Raw genomic sequence first — 15,887 nt, 5'->3', positions numbered from 1 at the left:
AACCCGGCTTATTCGTGAGGCGGCTCGGCCGGAAGGCCGGGCGCGGCCCCCCACGTAACTGGTGCGATGATTCGCTCCATCTACTGGCCTCCCCGATCAGCAGGCGGTTTGCCTACTGATGGGATTAACGTATTCCCGTGCGATTACATTTCCGGTTAGCCCAAACGGCGATTCGTGTAGACAAAATGTGAACTTCCCGTAAACGGGTGCGCACCGGGAAGTTCACCGTCTCAGGAACCGAAGCGGCGCTGGCGGCCGGCATAGTCCCGCAGGGCCCGCAGGAAATCAACCTTGCGGAACGCGGGCCAGAGGGCCTCGCAAAAATAGAACTCGCTGTAGGCGCTTTGCCACATGAGGAAACCTGACAAACGCTGTTCACCTGACGTGCGGATCACCAGATCGGGGTCCGGCTGGCCGCGTGTGTAGAGGAAACGCGAGATATCGTCCACTGAAAGCTCATCGGCCAGCTCGGTGATGTCGCGGCCGTGCGCGACCGCGTCGTGCAGCAGTTCCCGCACGGCGTCGACGATCTCGCGCCGTCCGCCGTACCCGACGGCCACGTTCACATGGAGCCGCTCGCGGATCGGTGTGCGGGCCGTGAGCTTGTTGAGCCGCTCGGCGAGATAGTCCGGAAGGAGCTCCGGCGCACCCATGGCGTGGACCGAGATATCGGCGTCGTCATCCAAGCGATCGAGGGTGTTGGCGATGATTCCCATAAGCAGTTCGAGCTCTTCGCCGGAGCGGTTCATATTGTCCGTCGAGAGCATGTAGAGCGTGACGACTTTGACTCCGAGTTCCTGGCACCAGCCGAGGAATTCGTGGATCTTGTCCGCGCCAGCTTGATGGCCTTCGCTGGTGGGAGCGTTGAATTGCCGCGCCCAGCGGCGGTTGCCATCAACCATGACGCCGATGTGCCGGGGAATCTTCTCTTGTTCGAGCGAACGGAGCAGTTTGCGCTCGTAGAAGCCGTAGAGGAAGCCGGGCCACTCCATCCGGACACTCACCTGACTTCCTTTGAACAGCACGTGAAAAGCGAAACAAACGACGACGGCGGCCAGCCTGGTTGGCAGCCAACCCTTCAGCCAAACAACGATCGGCACCTCGCGACTTCTGCCGTAGGCGCACCACCAAGGCTACCTTCCCAAGGCGGACAGTCGGCACACCTGAGCAGCGGAAAACGATCGCAAAACGTGCTACTCGGCAGTAACTTATCCGCCCGCGGGTTACGCTTTAACGATGTCGGAGCTGCTCACAACCAAACCAAGGTGGCGCGGCTGGATACATGCTGTGGCCACTCCTTTCGCCGTCGCGGCAGGGATCGTCCTGGTGACGATGGCGCCTACGACCGATCGCAAAATCGCGTCCGCCATCTACGCTTTGACGGGTGTACTGCTCTTCGGCGTGTCCGCGGTCTACCACCGCGGCAATTGGGAGCCGAAGACCAGGATGGTCCTCAAACGCCTGGACCACACCAACATCATGCTCGTGATCGCGGGCAGCTACACACCCCTGGCGTGGTCCCTCCTGGAGCGCCCCAAGGCCGTGCTCCTGTTGTGGGTGATCTGGTCCGGAGCACTACTGGGAGTGCTGTTCCGGGTTCTCTGGACCGGCGCTCGACGTTGGCTCTACGTGCCCATCTACGTCGCACTGGGCTGCGGGGCGTTGTTCTATTTGCCGGAGTTCTTCGCCGCGAACGTTCCGGCCGCGATCCTGATCTGTGTGGGCGGGGCCCTCTACATCGCTGGCGCCGTTTTCTACGGGATCAAGAGGCCCAACTTCAGTCCGTTGAACTTCGGCTTCCATGAACTCTTCCACGCCCTCACGGTGCTGGCCTTCGCCGCACATTTCGCCGCAATCATGATTGCCGTGCTGAGCTAGCCTGCGGCCTCAGTCATCGCGTCAAGGCGCTGCACGAGTTCCTCAACGGAGCCAAGCGGCAGGTCACAGACCATCCCCCGGCACAAGTACACCTGTGGCGAGCCGTCCGCGGCAGCCGTGCGGGACTCAAGCAGTGGCACCTCCGGTTCCTTGGCGCGGGACCCGGGCGGCGCGCCGTCGTCGTCGGCTTTTTCGCCAGCCATACCGAGCTGGACGGCCACCACCAGCCCGGGACTCGGCGAAGCCAACAGAGCGCGATGGAGTTCGCGCTGCTTCCCGCCTGGAGGGCCGGATACGGCGGCCTCTATGGGACCGGCCACGGCCGCCTGGGCGGTCGCAAGCAGCCATCCCGCCACCCTGGGCGCCCGCCCGGCTATCGGCGGCAGGAGCGACAGGATGCTGCTTGCCATGGCTCGGTGCTCGTGCGAACCGGAATACGCCGCATAGCTCAGCAACACTCCGGCAAAGGCCGCCGCCCCGCTCGGCGCCGCATTGTCGAAGGGGTCCAGGCCCGCGTGCTGTCCCTGCGCGTTGAATACCTGGGCCGATTCCCCCACGGAGTCCGACAATCTGCCGTCCACCACGAAGCGCGCGCAGGCGCCGCTGATCAGCTCCTCCGCGAACACGTACCAGCGCCGCTGGCCAGTCACGGCGTAGAGAGCCAGGAAGCCTTCGGCACAAAACGCGTAGTCTTCCAGCAGACCGCTGATCCCCCTCGCAACGCCGTCGTGCGAGACCCTGATCAGCACCCCCGCCCCGGGCTTTGAGGTGCCGGCATTTGAGGCACTGAAAGTTTCGGGGCCGGCCGCCGGACGCCAATGCACGCGCATGAGGTACTCGGCCACGCTTTCCGCCGCGGTCACAAGTTCCGGCCTGTCCAGGACCGCTCCGGCTTCGGCAAGCGCTGCGATGGCCAGGCCGTTCCAGCCCGCCACGACTTTGTCGTCCCGGGCCGGCTGGGGGCGGGCCGAGCGTGCGGCGCGCAGGGCGGGCCTGACGCGGTCCCACAACCGCGATTCCGCCCCGGACAGCCGGCGCCCGGGATGCAGCGGAGATCCAAGCTCCGAGACTCTCCCGGACGGCCCCACGTTCATGAGCCGGGCCACGGCCGCCCCGTCCCCCGGTCCAAGCACGGCTTCGAGGCTCGCAGGAGTCCACAGGTAGGACGCGCCTTCATGATGCACTCCGTCCACCACGGTATCGGCGTCGAGCGAGGAAGCGAGTCCGCCCGGGATTGCGGGATCGCCCACACCCAGCGAATCCAGCATCCAGTCCGCCACCCGGGACGCGACACTCGCGGCCTCGCCGGCAGGCAGGACCCAGTCGCCGCTCAGCCGGACCCAGTGGACGTAGGCGCGGAGAAGCTGGGCATTGTCGTAAAGCATCTTCTCGAAATGCGGCACGGACCAATCCGCGGTCACGGAATACCGGGCGAAGCCGCCGTCGAGCTGGTCGCACAGTGCGGAACAGGCCATGGCGGCGAGAGTGCGGCCCGCCATGTCGCGGGCGGCGTCCGAGGTATCCGACGGCACGGCAGCGTGCCGTATCAGGAACTCAAGAACGGCCGACGGCGGGAACTTGGGAGCGCCGCCGAAGCCACCACCGTCGGGGTCTTCCGAGCGGGCGAGGAGACGCACAGCTTCGGATAGCAGGCTTCTGTCCAGGCTTTCGGACGGCCTGTCGAGGAACACCGCCGAGGCGAGCTGGGCATTGGCCATGCCGGCGGCGAGCCGTCGCGCGTTCTGCTCGACGGCGTCGCGGCGTTCCAGCCACGCCTCGTGGACCGCTTCGAGCACCTGGCGGAAGGACGGCCTCCCGGGCTGGGGCGTTGGCGGGAAGTAGGTGCCTGCATGGAAGGCCAAGCCGTCGGGAGTCAGGAAGACGGACATCGGCCAGCCGCCCTCGCCGCTGATGGCCTGGGTGGCTGCCATGTAGATCGAGTCCACGTCGGGGCGTTCTTCGCGGTCCACCTTGATGGCCACGAAGTGTGCGTTCAAGTAGTCGGCGGTGTCTTGGTCTTCGAAGGACTCATGGGCCATGACGTGGCACCAGTGGCACGCGGCATAGCCGATGGAGAGAAAAACGGGTACATCGCGGGCCGCCGCGAACGCGAAGGCCTCATCGCCGAACGGCCTCCAGTGCACCGGATTGTCCGCATGCTGGCGGAGATAGGCGGACGGTTCCAAGCCGAGGGCGTTGGACGCCCCCGGCCATTCCCGGGTGGTGCCCGGGTCAGCGGGCTCCGGAGCCGGCATCGCCGTCGGATTCTTTAACGCCCGGCTTGCCCGGGACGACGCCGCCGGTCCCGGCGCCGCCGATCTCAGTGCCCTCAGCCTCAGCGCCGTCGATCTCAGTGCCGTCGATCCCAGTGCCCTCAGCCTCAGCGCCGTCGGCCTCGCCGACGAGGGCTTCCTCAACCTGGGCGCGGTAGCGTACCCGCCGGATCCTACGCACCATGTCAACGATCAGGAAGGTCGTGAGCACCACGATGAAGGCAGTCAGGACGAAACCCCAGGTGCCCGGGGTCACCTGGTCTTCCGACAAGCCGGGGCGCAGCGACGGGGTCGGGGTAGGCGACGGGGTCGTGGCCAGGGCGATGAGAAAGTGGTGCACGGTTCAAACCTTCTATGGGAGTTTCCAGCCGGTGGCGACTTCTACGCTTGATAGAAATCGCCGGCGATCCTATCTTAGCCCTGCGAACAGGTCCTTTTCCGGCAGTTCAGCCGGGATACGGGAGTCGACCAGCGTGTAGTCCTCCCACGGCCAGGCCCTGCGCTGCATCTCCGGGGATACCGCGAAGAAGAATCCAAGGGGATCAATCTGGGTCCGATGCGCCCTGAGTGCGTCGTCACGGGCCTCGAAGTAGTCACCGCAATCCACTTGCGTAGTGGTCTGGTGCATCGGCCTCGGCGGAGTATGGCCTTCCGCATCGGCTTCGAGCCAGGAAGCCAGGCGTTCGGCATAAGGCGATTGCAGGCCCGCCTCTTCGAGTGCGAAATGCAAGGCGCGGAAACGGTCGGGGCTGAAGGCGCGATCGTAGTACAGCTTGCTGGGCGCCCAGCTTTCGCCTGTCCCGGGGTAGCGCTCAGGGTCACCGGCAGCGTGGAAAGCTTCGACGGCGACCTTGTGGGCCATGATGTGGTCCGGATGCGGATAGCCGCCGTTTTCGTCGTAGCTCACGATGACGTGCGGCTTGAAGTCGCGGACCAAGCGGACCAGCGGTGCCGCCGCCCGCTCAAGGGGCTGAAGCGCAAAGCAGCCGGCGGGCAACGGTGGCAACGGATCGCCGTCGGGCAGTCCAGAATCCACAAAACCCAACCAACGCTGCTTGATTCCCAGGACCGCGGCAGCTTGCTTCATTTCCAAGCGGCGGGCGCCTGCCATGTCCCGCTTCGGGTGCGGAGCGGACTCCATGGCCGGGTTCTGGATGTCCCCGCGGGAACCGTCAGTGCACGTAGCCACCATGACCTCCACGCCGGAAGCCGCATACATCGCCATAGTTGCCGCGCCTTTGCTTGACTCGTCGTCCGGGTGTGCGTGGACGGTGAGCAGCCGAAGCTGCGTGTCGGGGCTGGTGGATGTGCTCATCCGGTACGGTTCCTCTTTCCAGGTAATGCTGTTCTGGGCTTGCTGATGGCTTTCAACTGATCAGGTATTTCTAACGCGTGCGACTCCGCTGTGTGCGGGCAGGCGCCAGAAGCCCACTAAACTAGGTGGGTGACTTCGGAAGACCCATCGGGCACGGCGCTGCCGGCAACTACCAGCCTAGCCAATCGCTACGGCAGCCAAAAGCGCGCCTTCGGAGGGAAAACCAAACGGAACATCGTCATCGCCGCCCTCCTCGTGGCCATCGGGCTCTTGTTCTGGGTCACCACGTCTTCCTCGCAGTCGTCTGTGTCGTTCAAGGACATCGGCTACAGCGCCACGGACGCGACCCAGCTGTCGGTCGATTTCCAGGTCACCAAGAATCCCGATGCCACGGCAAAATGCGCGGTCAAGGCCATGGACTCCAAGTTCGCGGTGGTCGGCTGGAAAGTCGTCGAGATCGGGCCGAACGCCCCCAAAGCAGGGGCCGACGGCGGCCAGACAACCGCCCAAAGGACCATCCTTCGCACCGAGTCCGAGGCCGTGTCCGCCGTCGTGGACAACTGCTGGATTGTAAACGGCAGCAAATAGCAAAGGTGTGACCCGCGACTCAGTGAGCTTGGGTTTGTCCACAGGATTGACTACACTGGATCAATACCTTAACCCCGCTGAGTTGGTTGCTGAGTTCCACGAGTGGCCTGCACCGGCGGGGTCTTTGCTTGTCAGATCCATAAGGAGAAGTCCGTGTCGACCACCAACAGCGCGCCTGCAGCTTGGCTTACCCAGGACGCATTTGACCGCCTGAAGGCAGAGCTGGACCACCTTTCCGGCCCCGGCCGTGCGGAGATCGTACAGAAGATCGAAGCCGCCCGCCAGGAAGGCGACCTCAAGGAAAACGGCGGTTACCACGCCGCGAAGGAAGAGCAGGGCAAGATCGAAGCCCGCATCCGCCAGCTGACCGCGCTCCTGCGCGACGCCCAGGTGGGCGAAGCTCCGGCCGACGACGGAATCGTCGAGCAGGGCATGGTCGTGGTTGCCCGCATCGCCGGTGACGAAGAGACCTTCCTGCTCGGATCCCGTGAAATCGCCGGCGATTCCGATCTCAACGTCTTCAGTGAGAAGTCCCCGCTCGGAGTGGCGATCATGGGCCACAAGGAAGGCGACAAAATCAGCTACGTCGCCCCCAACGGCAAGGAAATTCCGGTGGAGATTGTTTCCGCCAAGCCGTTCGCCGGCTGATAGTCCCCACCGCCACCCTCGCCTCGCAAGCTCGGCCAGGGAACCCTGGCGGCGTGGGCCCACGCGGTGTTGTCGTTTCGCCGGCCCACCCCTTCGCGGGGCGGGCCGGCGTTTTGCTTTGTTCCCCCAACTGACTCGCATTTGTTGTCGTTTTGGGCGCCCAAAACGACAACAACTGCGAGCTAGTTGGGCTGGGCCACGGTGCGGCGTCAGTTGGGCTGGGCCACGGTGCGGGGACGCGGGCGCAGCAGCACTGCAGCCACCACTCCCCCGACGGCCCCGCCAAGATGCGCTTGCCAGGAAACGAAACCCATCACGGTGGGCAGCACGCCGAACAAGATGCTGCCATACGCCAGGAAGAGCACCACGGACAGCAGGATTTGCCACCAGCTGCGGTTGAAGAACCCGCGCACCAACAGGAAAGCGAACAGTCCGAAGACCAGGCCCGAAGCGCCCACTGTCACGCCTCCCCCGCCGATGAGCCACACCGTAAGGCCTGAGCCTAGCCAGCTAAACGCGAGAGCCGTCAGGAACACCCGGAGACCGGACAGGAACACCAGGAATCCGAAGATGACCAACGGCAGCGCATTGGACAGAAGGTGGCCGAAATTGGCATGGAGCAAGGGGAACGTCAGGATGTCGAAAACCCCGTCCGCGCTCCGCGGCCGCAGCCCGAAGATGGCGTTGAGGCTGTGAAACATCAAGGTGTTGACCAGTTCGATCACAGCCAACAGCACAACGAAGCCACCCATGAACAGCAATCCGCCCCTGGCACGGATGGCCAGTGAATCCTTCGCCGGTACCCGCCTGTCCCTGTTGTCGTAAAGCGCCATGGCCAGCAGCCCGTCAGTGGACCACGATCGGGTGGAAGCCCTCGGCGCGAAGGGCTGCGAGGACCTGCTCACTGTGCTCGTGGCCTTTGGTTTCCAGGTTGACGGTGATGGAGACGTCGCCCATGCTGATCGCGCCGCCCACGCGGGTGTGGTCCAAGCCGGTCACATTGGCATCGTTTTCGGCGATGATGCGGGCGATGGTGGCCAAGGAACCCGGCCGGTCGTCGAGCATCATGCGCACGGTCATGTAGCGTCCGGCCGCTGAGAGGCCGCGCTGGATCACCTTGAGCATCAGCATGGGGTCGATGTTGCCGCCGGACAGGATGACGGCGGTGGTCCCCGGGTTTTCGATCTTGCCGTCCATGAGGGCGGCGACGCCGACAGCACCGGCCGGCTCGACCACCATCTTGGCGCGCTCCAGCAGGAAGATGAGCGCACGGGCCAAGGAGTCTTCGCTCACGGTCACGACGTCGTCTACGAGTTCGCGGATGATGCTGAACGGCAGCTGGCCAGGGCGACCGACGGCGATGCCGTCCGCCATGGTCGAAACCTTCTTGAGCGGCACCAAGGCATCAGCGGCGAGCGACGGCGGGTAGGCAGCCGCATTCTCAGCCTGCACGCCGATGATCCGGATCTCGCGTCCCAGCTCTTTTGCCCTCGCTTTGACGGCCACTGCGACGCCGGCGAGCAGGCCGCCGCCGCCAACTCCCATGAGGATGGTGTCGACGTTGGGGACCTGATCCAGTATTTCGAGCCCGACGGTTCCTTGGCCCGCCACGACGTCGACGTTGTCGAAGGGGTGGACGAAGACGGCGCCTGTTTCATCCGCGTAACGCTGCGCCTCGGCCAGGGCCTCATCGACGTTATGTCCGTGCAGGACAACTTCAGCGCCGTGGCTGCGGGTAGCAGCAAGCTTCGGAAGCGCTACACCGAGCGGCATGTAGATGCGTGCCTTGATCCCCAGGCTTTTCGCCGCCACTGCAACGCCTTGTGCGTGGTTGCCTGCCGAAGCCGCGACCACGCCGCGCTTCTTTTCCTCGGGAGACAGGCGCGCCATGCGCACGTACGCACCACGGACCTTGAAGGAACCTGCCCGCTGGAGGTTCTCGCACTTGAAGAAGACCTCTCCGCCTACCATGGCTCCCAGGGCCCGTGAGGACTCGATAGGGGTCTTGGTAATAATGCCCTCGAGCAGCTCCCGCGCCTTAAGGACATCGTCCAGGGTGACGGGCAGGGTATCGAGGGTATTCACGGGTTAGTCTCCTTTGTTGGTGTGCTCTGCGGCATCCTTGGGGAATGTCCGTTCCGCAGCCGCGTGCTGACCTGCGGCGCCTTCGCCGCTGTTGGACCGTGCGCCCGCGTCGGCGCCGGGACGGTGGATTTCCTTGATGGTGGGTTCCTCATCGGAGTCCGGTGGTGCAATCCCTGCGCCGGCGTACGCCGTCATCAGTCCTTCATCATGTTCCCACGTCCGCGCGGCAATATAGCGAACCGCCGTATTTGCTACGGCGAGGAGCGGAACGGCGAAGAGCGCTCCCGGAATTCCGGCCAGGTAGGAACCGGCTGCGACGGACAAGATCACTGCGACAGGGTGCAACGATACTGCCTTGCCCATGATGAGCGGCTGGAGGATATGGCTTTCGAGCTGTTGCACGAACAGCACGATGGCCAACATGATGAGCGCGTTAACGGGACCATTGGCCACCAAAGCCAGGAGCACGGCGATGGCTCCCGTCACGAGGGCACCGACCACCGGGATAAATGAACCAATGAACACAAGGACACCCAGCGGCAGGGCGAGCGGAACCTGGATAATCGCTGCGCCGACGCCGATCCCCACAGCGTCCACGAACGCCACAAACATCTGGATGCGCACGTAGCTGACCATGGACGACCAACCGCGCCGGCCGGCGCCGTCGGCGGCGGCGCGTGCAGTCCTGGGCAGGAGCCCGACGATGAACCGCCAGATCCTCGATCCCTCCAGAAGGAAGAAGATCAGGATGAAGAGGGCCAGGACCATGCCCGCCGCAAAATGCCCGGCCGTGCTGCCGAACGACAGGGCGCCGCTGAGGATGCTGCTGCTGTTGTTCTGCAGGGCCGAGGTGGCGCTCTGGATGTAGGTGTCGATCTGGTCTGCGGTCAGATGCAGCGGCCCGTCGGCCAGCCACGCCTGGATTTGCTGGATGCCCGTAAGCGCTTCCTGCCAAAGCTCGCCGAATCCCACTGCGAGCTGCCGGCCGACCAACGCCAGTGCTCCCGCAAGGATCCCGAGGAACCCCACCACCGTGATAGCGACGGCCGCTCCACGCGGGATCTTGAACTTTCTGAGCCACCGCGTGACCGGGTAGAGCAAGCCGGCAAGAAGGGAGGCGACCATGAGCGGGATGATCAGGAAGCTAACCTTCCCCAACAGCCAAATAAGGGCTCCAACTACCACCAAGATGAGGCCCACCCGCCAGGCCCAGGCGGCAGCGATCCGCACTCCATACGGGATGTCCTGCGCAATGTGATGCTCTGACACCGGCCTGGGCGCGGCCGAAACGGGGTCACTTGATGGCGTGGCGTCCTGTGCTGGCGTCATTCCCCCATAATTCCGCAGGGAGTGCCGGATGGGAAACCCATCTAGAGCGTGCCCAAAATTCCCCACCTCATGGTGAAGGTCCCGCCTGGTTCAAGCCACCGGAGCCCCTCCCCCGAGTTGAAGGCGTTGGCGGGACCGGTCATGGGCTCGATCGCAACGGCTTTCGAGCGGCCAGGAAAGGTATCCGTGACGAAGACATGGACGTAGGCGCAGTTTTCGTCCTGCTCCAAGGAGACGCTCCGACCATCCGGCGCCGACAGCGTTTGGCGGGCGATGCCGCCGTCGAACTCCAGATCCGTGAATGCCACATCGACATCCAGGCCGCCCACGCTCCGGCCGCCGCCAAAATCAAAATCGCCCTCGACAGGCACCGAACTACGCGGGATCAGCCGCTCGTCGGCCACGAGCCGTGTGCCGGCGTGGACAGTCAGGACCATCTCTTCCGGCGGAACGTCCCCGACGCGCAAATACGGGTGTGCCCCGAGTACGAAGGGCGCGGGTGCCGCCGAATCATTGATGAAACTCTGGGAGACCCGCAGTGCGAGCCCGGGGTCGATCTCGTAGCGGACCCGGTGCCGGGCAAGGAAGGGGTAGCCATGCTGCGGGAAGATCACGGCTTCGAGGGTCACGGAGAATTCGTCCTCTGCCACGAGGGCGTAGGAGGAGTTGCGCAGGAGCCCGTGGCTCGCGTTGTTGCGGGACACCTCCGTGATGTCCAGTTGCTGCTTCTTTCCGTCGAGGTACCAGATCCCGTCTTCGATTCGGTTGGCCCACGGAGCCAGGGTAATTCCGGTAGCGCCAGGCGGTAGTTGCCCGTCCCCGTAGCTCTCGGTGAGTTGGACGCCGTCGCGGCTGAACAACCGCAAGCCCGCGGCGAGCTCAGTCACGACGGCGAGCGCGTCACCGCGGCGGATCTCGAATTGGCGTCCGCTGGCGAAGCGGCGGGATACGGTCTCTTCGCCCGGCGCGGAAATCGGTGTAGTGGGAGGCATGGCACCACCGTACTGCATGCCGCGCCTTGCTTGACCCCACCCTTAATGTTCTTTTTTGTTAGATATTTTGCCTTTTTGAGCACTCTGTGGCACCATGAATCCATGACTCGCCTTACCAGCACACGCCTCGCCGATGGCCGGGAGCTGATCTATTTCGACGACGCCGGCTCGCCGGAGCGCGATCCCGGCTCGCTGACGGATCACCGTGAGCTGCCGCCGCGAGCTGATCCGGGCGAGCTTCGCTACGACGCGCTGAGCGGCGAATGGGTCGCCGTCGCGGCACATCGCCAAAGCCGCACCCATCTTCCGCCCGCGGACCAATGTCCGATCTGCCCCACCACTCCCGCGAACCCTTCGGAAATTCCCGCGCCGGACTACGACGTCGTGGTTTTCGAGAACCGCTTCCCCTCACTGGGCCCGGCGGTCGGCACGATTCCAGGCACCCCTGCATGGGGAACGGCAGGCCCCGCCTACGGCCGATGCGAAGTTGTCTCGTTCACCCCCAGCCACACCGGATCCTTTGCCGAGCTTGGCGAAACCAGGGCCCGCACTGTTATTGAGGCCTGGGCGCACAGGACCGAGGCACTCAGCGCGCTCCCTGGAATCCAGCAGGTTTTTCCGTTCGAAAACCGGGGCGCGGACATCGGGGTAACGCTCCACCACCCTCACGGACAGATCTATGCCTACCCCTACGTCACGCCGCGGGCGGCAAGCCTTGGCGCCGCTGCCAGCCGGCACTTCGACAACTCCAAGGGCCGGGAATCGCTGACGTCCTCGATCCTCAAGGCCGAACGGCGGGACGGGAGCCGCATGGTGCTCGAAGGCGAGCACTTCAGCGCTTACGTGCCGTTCGCCGCCCGCTGGCCGCTGGAGGTGCACCTCGTCCCGCATCGGCAAGTTCCAGACCTCGCCGCCTTGAGCGGCGAAGAACGCGACGAATTGGCCCACGTCTACCTTGAGTTGCTCAAGCGCATGGATGCCCTGTATCCGACTCCCACGCCGTACATTTCCGCATGGCACCAGGCACCCCTCGATGCTGCCTTGAGACCGTCGGGCCACCTGCACCTGCAACTCACCTCCCCACGCCGTGCCGCCGACAAGCTCAAGTACCTTGCCGGTTCCGAGGCCGCCATGGGAGCCTTCATCAACGACACCACGCCCGAATCCGTGGCAGAACGGCTGCGCGCCGTCGCCAGCGATTCGCAGCGCGCCATCCCGGAAGGGGCCCCAGCATGACCTCCACTCCCGACGCCCCGGCCGTGAGTGCCCTGTCCGGGCTTTTCGAGTCGACTTTCGGTTCAGCCCCCGACGGCGTGTGGCAAGCACCGGGACGAGTGAACCTCATCGGCGAACACACCGATTACAACGAGGGTTTCGTGTTGCCTTTCGCCATCGACAAGACCGCGAAGGTTGCAGTCCGGATCCGCCATGATTCACGAGTCCGGCTGCTGTCCACTTTCGGCGGGCAAGGCCTGGTCGAAGCCGACGTCGACATGTTGGTCCCGGAAGCAGCCAAGGGCTGGACGAAGTATCCGCTCGGCGTGGCCTGGGCCTTGCAACAGCGCGGCATCCTTGTCCCGGGCTTCGACCTCCTCATGGATTCGGATGTCCCCCTTGGCGCGGGACTGTCCTCGTCGCACGCCATCGAATGCGCCGTCATCTCGGCCCTCAACGAGCTGACCGGCGCGGGACTGGGCGCCGAAGACATGGTCCTCGCAACGCAGAGGGCCGAAAACGACTTCGTGGGCGCGCCCACCGGAATCATGGACCAGTCGGCGTCGCTTCGCGGGTCAAAGGGCCATGCGGTCTTCCTGGACTGCCGCGACCAGAGCGTCCAACTGGTCCCCTTCGACGCTGAGGAAGCCGGGCTCGTGCTGCTGGTCATCGATACCAAGGTCTCCCATTCGCATGCGGACGGCGGCTACGCCTCCCGTCGGGCCTCCTGCGAGCTCGGGGCCCAAGTCCTGGGCGTCCCGGCGCTCCGCGACGTCGGCATCGGCGACCTGGAGGAAGCCAGTGGCCTCCTGGACAGCACCACCTTCCGGCGGGTGCGGCACATCGTCACGGAGAACGACCGCGTGCTGCAGACCGTGGAACGCCTCACCACGGAGGGCCCCGCCCACATCGGCAGGCTCCTGGATGCGAGCCATGCGTCCATGCGCGATGACTTCGAGATCTCGTGCCCGGAGCTGGACCTGGCGGTGGAAACCTCCCGCGCCCACGGCGCTATCGGTGCCCGGATGACCGGAGGCGGTTTCGGCGGCTCAGCCATCGCCCTCACCCCGGTGGGCCACGAGCAGGAGGTGCGCGACGCCGTCGTACGCGCGTTCGCGGCGGCAGGTTTCACGACCCCGGACATCTTCACCGTGACTCCGGCCGCCGGGGCCACACGCCTCGCCTGACGTCGGTGCATCCGCCGCCTTTCGGCGAGCGGGCCCCGGCGTAAGCTGGGGGCATGACTGAGGCTGTCATCGTTTCCACTGCCAGAAGCCCGATTGGACGGGCCTTCAAAGGGTCCCTCAAGGACGAACGTCCTGACGACCTCGCAGCGGCGATGGTGGCTGCCGCGCTCGCGAAGATTCCGGCCTTTGATCCAGGAGCACTGGACGGCCGCGGCCTCGATGACCTCTACCTTGGCTGCGCCGAGCCGAGCGGCGAGGCGGGTTCGAACATGGCCCGGGTGGTGACCGTCCTGGCCGGCCTGGACACGGTCCCCGCGGCCACGATCAACCGCTTCTGCGCCTCGAGCCTGCAGACCCTCCGGATGGCCTTCCATGCGATCAGCTCCGGGGAAGGCCATGCCTTCGTCTCAGCGGGGGTAGAAACGGTGTCCCGTTACCAGAACTGGGTCGGTGCCGGGGAAACGGACACCAGCCTTCATAACCCCCTGTTTGAAGCCGCGCGCGCCCGCACGGCCGCCCGGGCCGCGTCCAACACGCCGTGGACGGATCCCCGCATGGGTGGACGGATGCCGGACGTCTACATCGCGATGGGACAGACCGCTGAGAATGTCGCCACGAGCCACGGAATAAGCCGGGCGGAGCAGGATCTGTGGGCGGTCCAGAGCCAGAACCGCGCTGAGGCGGCCATTGCCTCGGGCTTCTATGCCCGGGAGATCACGCCGTACACCCGCAGGGACGGCACCGTCGTCGAGCGCGACGATTCACCCCGCGCCGGCGTCACCCTTGAAGCGGTCAGCGCCTTGGAACCGGTCTTCCGCAAGGAAGGGACCGTAACTGCTGGCAACGCATGCCCGCTCAACGATGGCGCCGCCGCTGTGGTGGTCATGAGCGATGTCAGGGCCCGGGAGCTTGGCCTCGAACCGCTGGCACGCATCGTCTCGACCGGCGTCAGTGCCCTTTCCCCGGAGCTCATGGGCATGGGACCCGTGGAATCGTCCCGCCGGGCGCTGGCCTTGGCGGGGCTGAGCATGGCAGACATTGACCTCGTGGAGCTCAACGAAGCCTTCGCTGTCCAGGTGGTGGCGAGCGCCCGCGAACTGGGCATCGATCCGGAGAAGCTCAACGTCCATGGCGGCGCCATCGCCCTTGGCCATCCCTTTGGCATGACAGGCGCCCGCATGACCACCACCTTGCTCAATGGCCTCCGCGAACGGGATGGCACCTTGGGACTGGCGACGCTGTGCGTCGGTGGCGGGCAAGGCATGGCGGTGGTCTTCGAGCGGCTGTCGTAAGCCGCTTCGGAAAGACACGTAGTGCCCCTGAAGACGGATCTTCAGGGGCACCACGCTCAACAAGTCCCGGGAGGTTAGTCGTCGCCGCGCAGGATCGCCAGCAGGCGGATGATCTCCACGTAGAGCCACACGAGCGTGACGGTCAGGCCGAAAGCGGCTGTCCAGGAGTATTTCTCGGGAGCGCCCTGCCGGACACCCTGTTCGATGCTCGTGAAGTCCATGACCAGGGAGAACGCGGCCAGGCCGATCGCCAGGACGCCGATGAAAACGCCCAGCGGGATGCCGAAGATGTGCACGCTGCTGCTCAGGCCGAACGGCGACTGGACGGCGCCGGTCCACACCAGGACCATGTTGATGACTGCGAAGACGAGGTAGCCGAGCGTCGCGATCATGAAGAAGCGAATTGCCTTGGGGGTGGCGCGCACCTTGCCGCTCTTGAAGAGAGCCAACGTGACGCCGAACACCGCGAGGGTACCAATGACTGCCTGCAGGCCGACTCCCGGGAACATGCCATCCAGGAGGCGGGTCAGGCCACCGAGGAACAAGCCCTCAAGTCCGGCGTAGCTCAGGATCAGCGCCGGGGACGGCTGCTTCTTGAAGGAGTTGACCATGCCCAGGGCGAAGCCGCCCAGCGCTCCGACAATCATGAGGAGACTTGCCGTGCCGGGAGCCACGAACAATGTGACGGCTGCCCCAAGCAACAGCACCGCAAGGCAGGCCGCAGTCTTGACGATGACGTCGTCGAAAGTCATACGGCCGGTCTCGGCCGGACCGGCTGCGGGCTGGTTGTACATCTGCTGCAGCTGATCGCTGGTCATCTGCGGCTGTGCCGTCCAGGCGGGCTGGCCGTACTGGTTCTGGCCGTATTGGTTCTGGCCGTACTGGTTCTGGCCGTACTGGTTCTGGCCGTACTGGTTCTGGCCATAGTGGTTCTGGCCGTGGGAATAGCTGGGAACAGGCGGAGCCTGTGTGGCTCCACGGAAATTCTTTCCGTTGAAGATCGGGTTGCCGCCGAGTGCCATGGTGGGTGTCCTTCTTGCCGTGGGTGCGAAGTGATAGTTCACGCTACCAATTCCCACGCTTGG

Annotated in this window: 15 protein-coding genes; 6 read left to right on the top strand and 9 right to left on the bottom strand. The window is 64.9% G+C overall.

All coding sequences use genetic code 11. The annotated features are described in order from the left end of the window. Positions 1-230: 230 nt before the first annotated feature. The gene (locus ACSKT0_RS05685) at positions 231-992 is read right to left on the bottom strand and encodes an isoprenyl transferase (protein ID WP_437773976.1); all 762 of its coding nucleotides are present in this window, start codon (positions 990-992) and stop codon (positions 231-233) included. Between the two features lie 244 nt (positions 993-1,236). Here ACSKT0_RS05685 and trhA point away from each other — a divergent pair, with 244 nt between their 5' ends. Next, on the top strand, positions 1,237-1,878 hold the full coding sequence (gene trhA, locus ACSKT0_RS05680; RefSeq protein ID WP_437772892.1) for a PAQR family membrane homeostasis protein TrhA: 642 nt from the start codon (positions 1,237-1,239) through the stop codon (positions 1,876-1,878). On the opposite strand, the gene ACSKT0_RS05675 is transcribed toward trhA, so the two are convergent. The 3 genes from ACSKT0_RS05675 to mca form a co-directional block, all read right to left on the bottom strand. After that, complete coding sequence (locus ACSKT0_RS05675; RefSeq protein ID WP_437772891.1) at positions 1,875-4,133, bottom strand: thioredoxin domain-containing protein; 2,259 nt, start codon at positions 4,131-4,133, stop codon at positions 1,875-1,877. The two genes, trhA and ACSKT0_RS05675, sit on opposite strands and share 4 nt — an antisense overlap. Beyond that, positions 4,111-4,491, bottom strand: a complete 381-nt coding sequence (locus ACSKT0_RS05670) for a hypothetical protein (RefSeq protein ID WP_437772890.1) — start codon at positions 4,489-4,491, stop codon at positions 4,111-4,113. Before ACSKT0_RS05670 ends, ACSKT0_RS05675 begins: the two co-directional genes overlap by 23 nt. A gap of 69 nt (positions 4,492-4,560) precedes the next feature. Next, positions 4,561-5,466 carry a mycothiol conjugate amidase Mca gene (mca, locus tag ACSKT0_RS05665; protein WP_437772889.1) on the bottom strand — a complete coding sequence of 302 codons (906 nt, stop codon included), beginning with the start codon at positions 5,464-5,466 and terminating at the stop codon, positions 4,561-4,563. A 129-nt stretch (positions 5,467-5,595) separates the two neighbouring features. On the opposite strand from mca, the gene ACSKT0_RS05660 reads away from it, so the two are divergent. Both ACSKT0_RS05660 and greA read left to right on the top strand, forming a co-directional pair. After that, entirely contained in the window at positions 5,596-6,054 is a 459-nt protein-coding gene (locus ACSKT0_RS05660) for a DUF4307 domain-containing protein (RefSeq protein WP_437772888.1), read from the top strand. A gap of 153 nt (positions 6,055-6,207) precedes the next feature. Beyond that, on the top strand, positions 6,208-6,702 hold the full coding sequence (gene greA / locus ACSKT0_RS05655; protein WP_437772887.1) for a transcription elongation factor GreA: 495 nt from the start codon (positions 6,208-6,210) through the stop codon (positions 6,700-6,702). Between the two features lie 209 nt (positions 6,703-6,911). On the opposite strand, the gene ACSKT0_RS05650 is transcribed toward greA, so the two are convergent. From ACSKT0_RS05650 to ACSKT0_RS05635, 4 genes are read right to left on the bottom strand one after another with little or no spacing between them, the layout of a single operon-like run. Beyond that, on the bottom strand, positions 6,912-7,535 hold the full coding sequence (locus ACSKT0_RS05650; RefSeq protein WP_437772886.1) for a rhomboid family intramembrane serine protease: 624 nt from the start codon (positions 7,533-7,535) through the stop codon (positions 6,912-6,914). A 13-nt stretch (positions 7,536-7,548) separates the two neighbouring features. Further along, positions 7,549-8,787 (bottom strand): threonine ammonia-lyase, encoded by a 1,239-nt coding sequence (ilvA, locus tag ACSKT0_RS05645; protein WP_437772885.1) that lies wholly within the window; start codon positions 8,785-8,787, stop codon positions 7,549-7,551. Positions 8,788-8,790: 3 nt separating this feature from the next. After that, entirely contained in the window at positions 8,791-10,116 is a 1,326-nt protein-coding gene (locus ACSKT0_RS05640) for an AI-2E family transporter (protein ID WP_437772884.1), read from the bottom strand. Positions 10,117-10,157: 41 nt separating this feature from the next. Then, positions 10,158-11,108: an aldose 1-epimerase family protein gene (locus ACSKT0_RS05635; protein WP_437772883.1), complete on the bottom strand. Its 951-nt coding sequence runs from the start codon at positions 11,106-11,108 to the stop codon at positions 10,158-10,160. Between the two features lie 102 nt (positions 11,109-11,210). Here ACSKT0_RS05635 and galT point away from each other — a divergent pair, with 102 nt between their 5' ends. From galT to ACSKT0_RS05620, 3 genes are read left to right on the top strand one after another with little or no spacing between them, the layout of a single operon-like run. Further along, the gene (gene galT, locus ACSKT0_RS05630; RefSeq protein ID WP_437772882.1) at positions 11,211-12,344 is read left to right on the top strand and encodes a galactose-1-phosphate uridylyltransferase; all 1,134 of its coding nucleotides are present in this window, start codon (positions 11,211-11,213) and stop codon (positions 12,342-12,344) included. After that, positions 12,341-13,510 carry a galactokinase gene (gene galK, locus ACSKT0_RS05625; protein ID WP_437772881.1) on the top strand — a complete coding sequence of 390 codons (1,170 nt, stop codon included), beginning with the start codon at positions 12,341-12,343 and terminating at the stop codon, positions 13,508-13,510. The genes galT and galK overlap by 4 nt, the downstream gene beginning before the upstream one ends. Positions 13,511-13,563: 53 nt before the next feature. Then, positions 13,564-14,802, top strand: coding sequence for an acetyl-CoA C-acetyltransferase (locus ACSKT0_RS05620; RefSeq protein WP_437772880.1), 1,239 nt, complete (start codon positions 13,564-13,566; stop codon positions 14,800-14,802). 74 nt (positions 14,803-14,876) lie between these two features. Here the strand turns inward: ACSKT0_RS05620 and ACSKT0_RS05615 are convergent, their stop codons facing one another. Then, positions 14,877-15,824 carry a Bax inhibitor-1/YccA family membrane protein gene (locus ACSKT0_RS05615; protein WP_437772879.1) on the bottom strand — a complete coding sequence of 316 codons (948 nt, stop codon included), beginning with the start codon at positions 15,822-15,824 and terminating at the stop codon, positions 14,877-14,879. Positions 15,825-15,887: the final 63 nt, after the last annotated feature.

Origin of the sequence: Arthrobacter sp. KNU40 (genome assembly GCF_051515115.1) — a bacterium.
Taxonomy (GTDB): domain Bacteria; phylum Actinomycetota; class Actinomycetes; order Actinomycetales; family Micrococcaceae; genus Arthrobacter.
The sequence above is the reverse complement of the archived record's forward strand: the minus strand, read 5'-3'. Positions and strand labels throughout refer to the sequence as shown.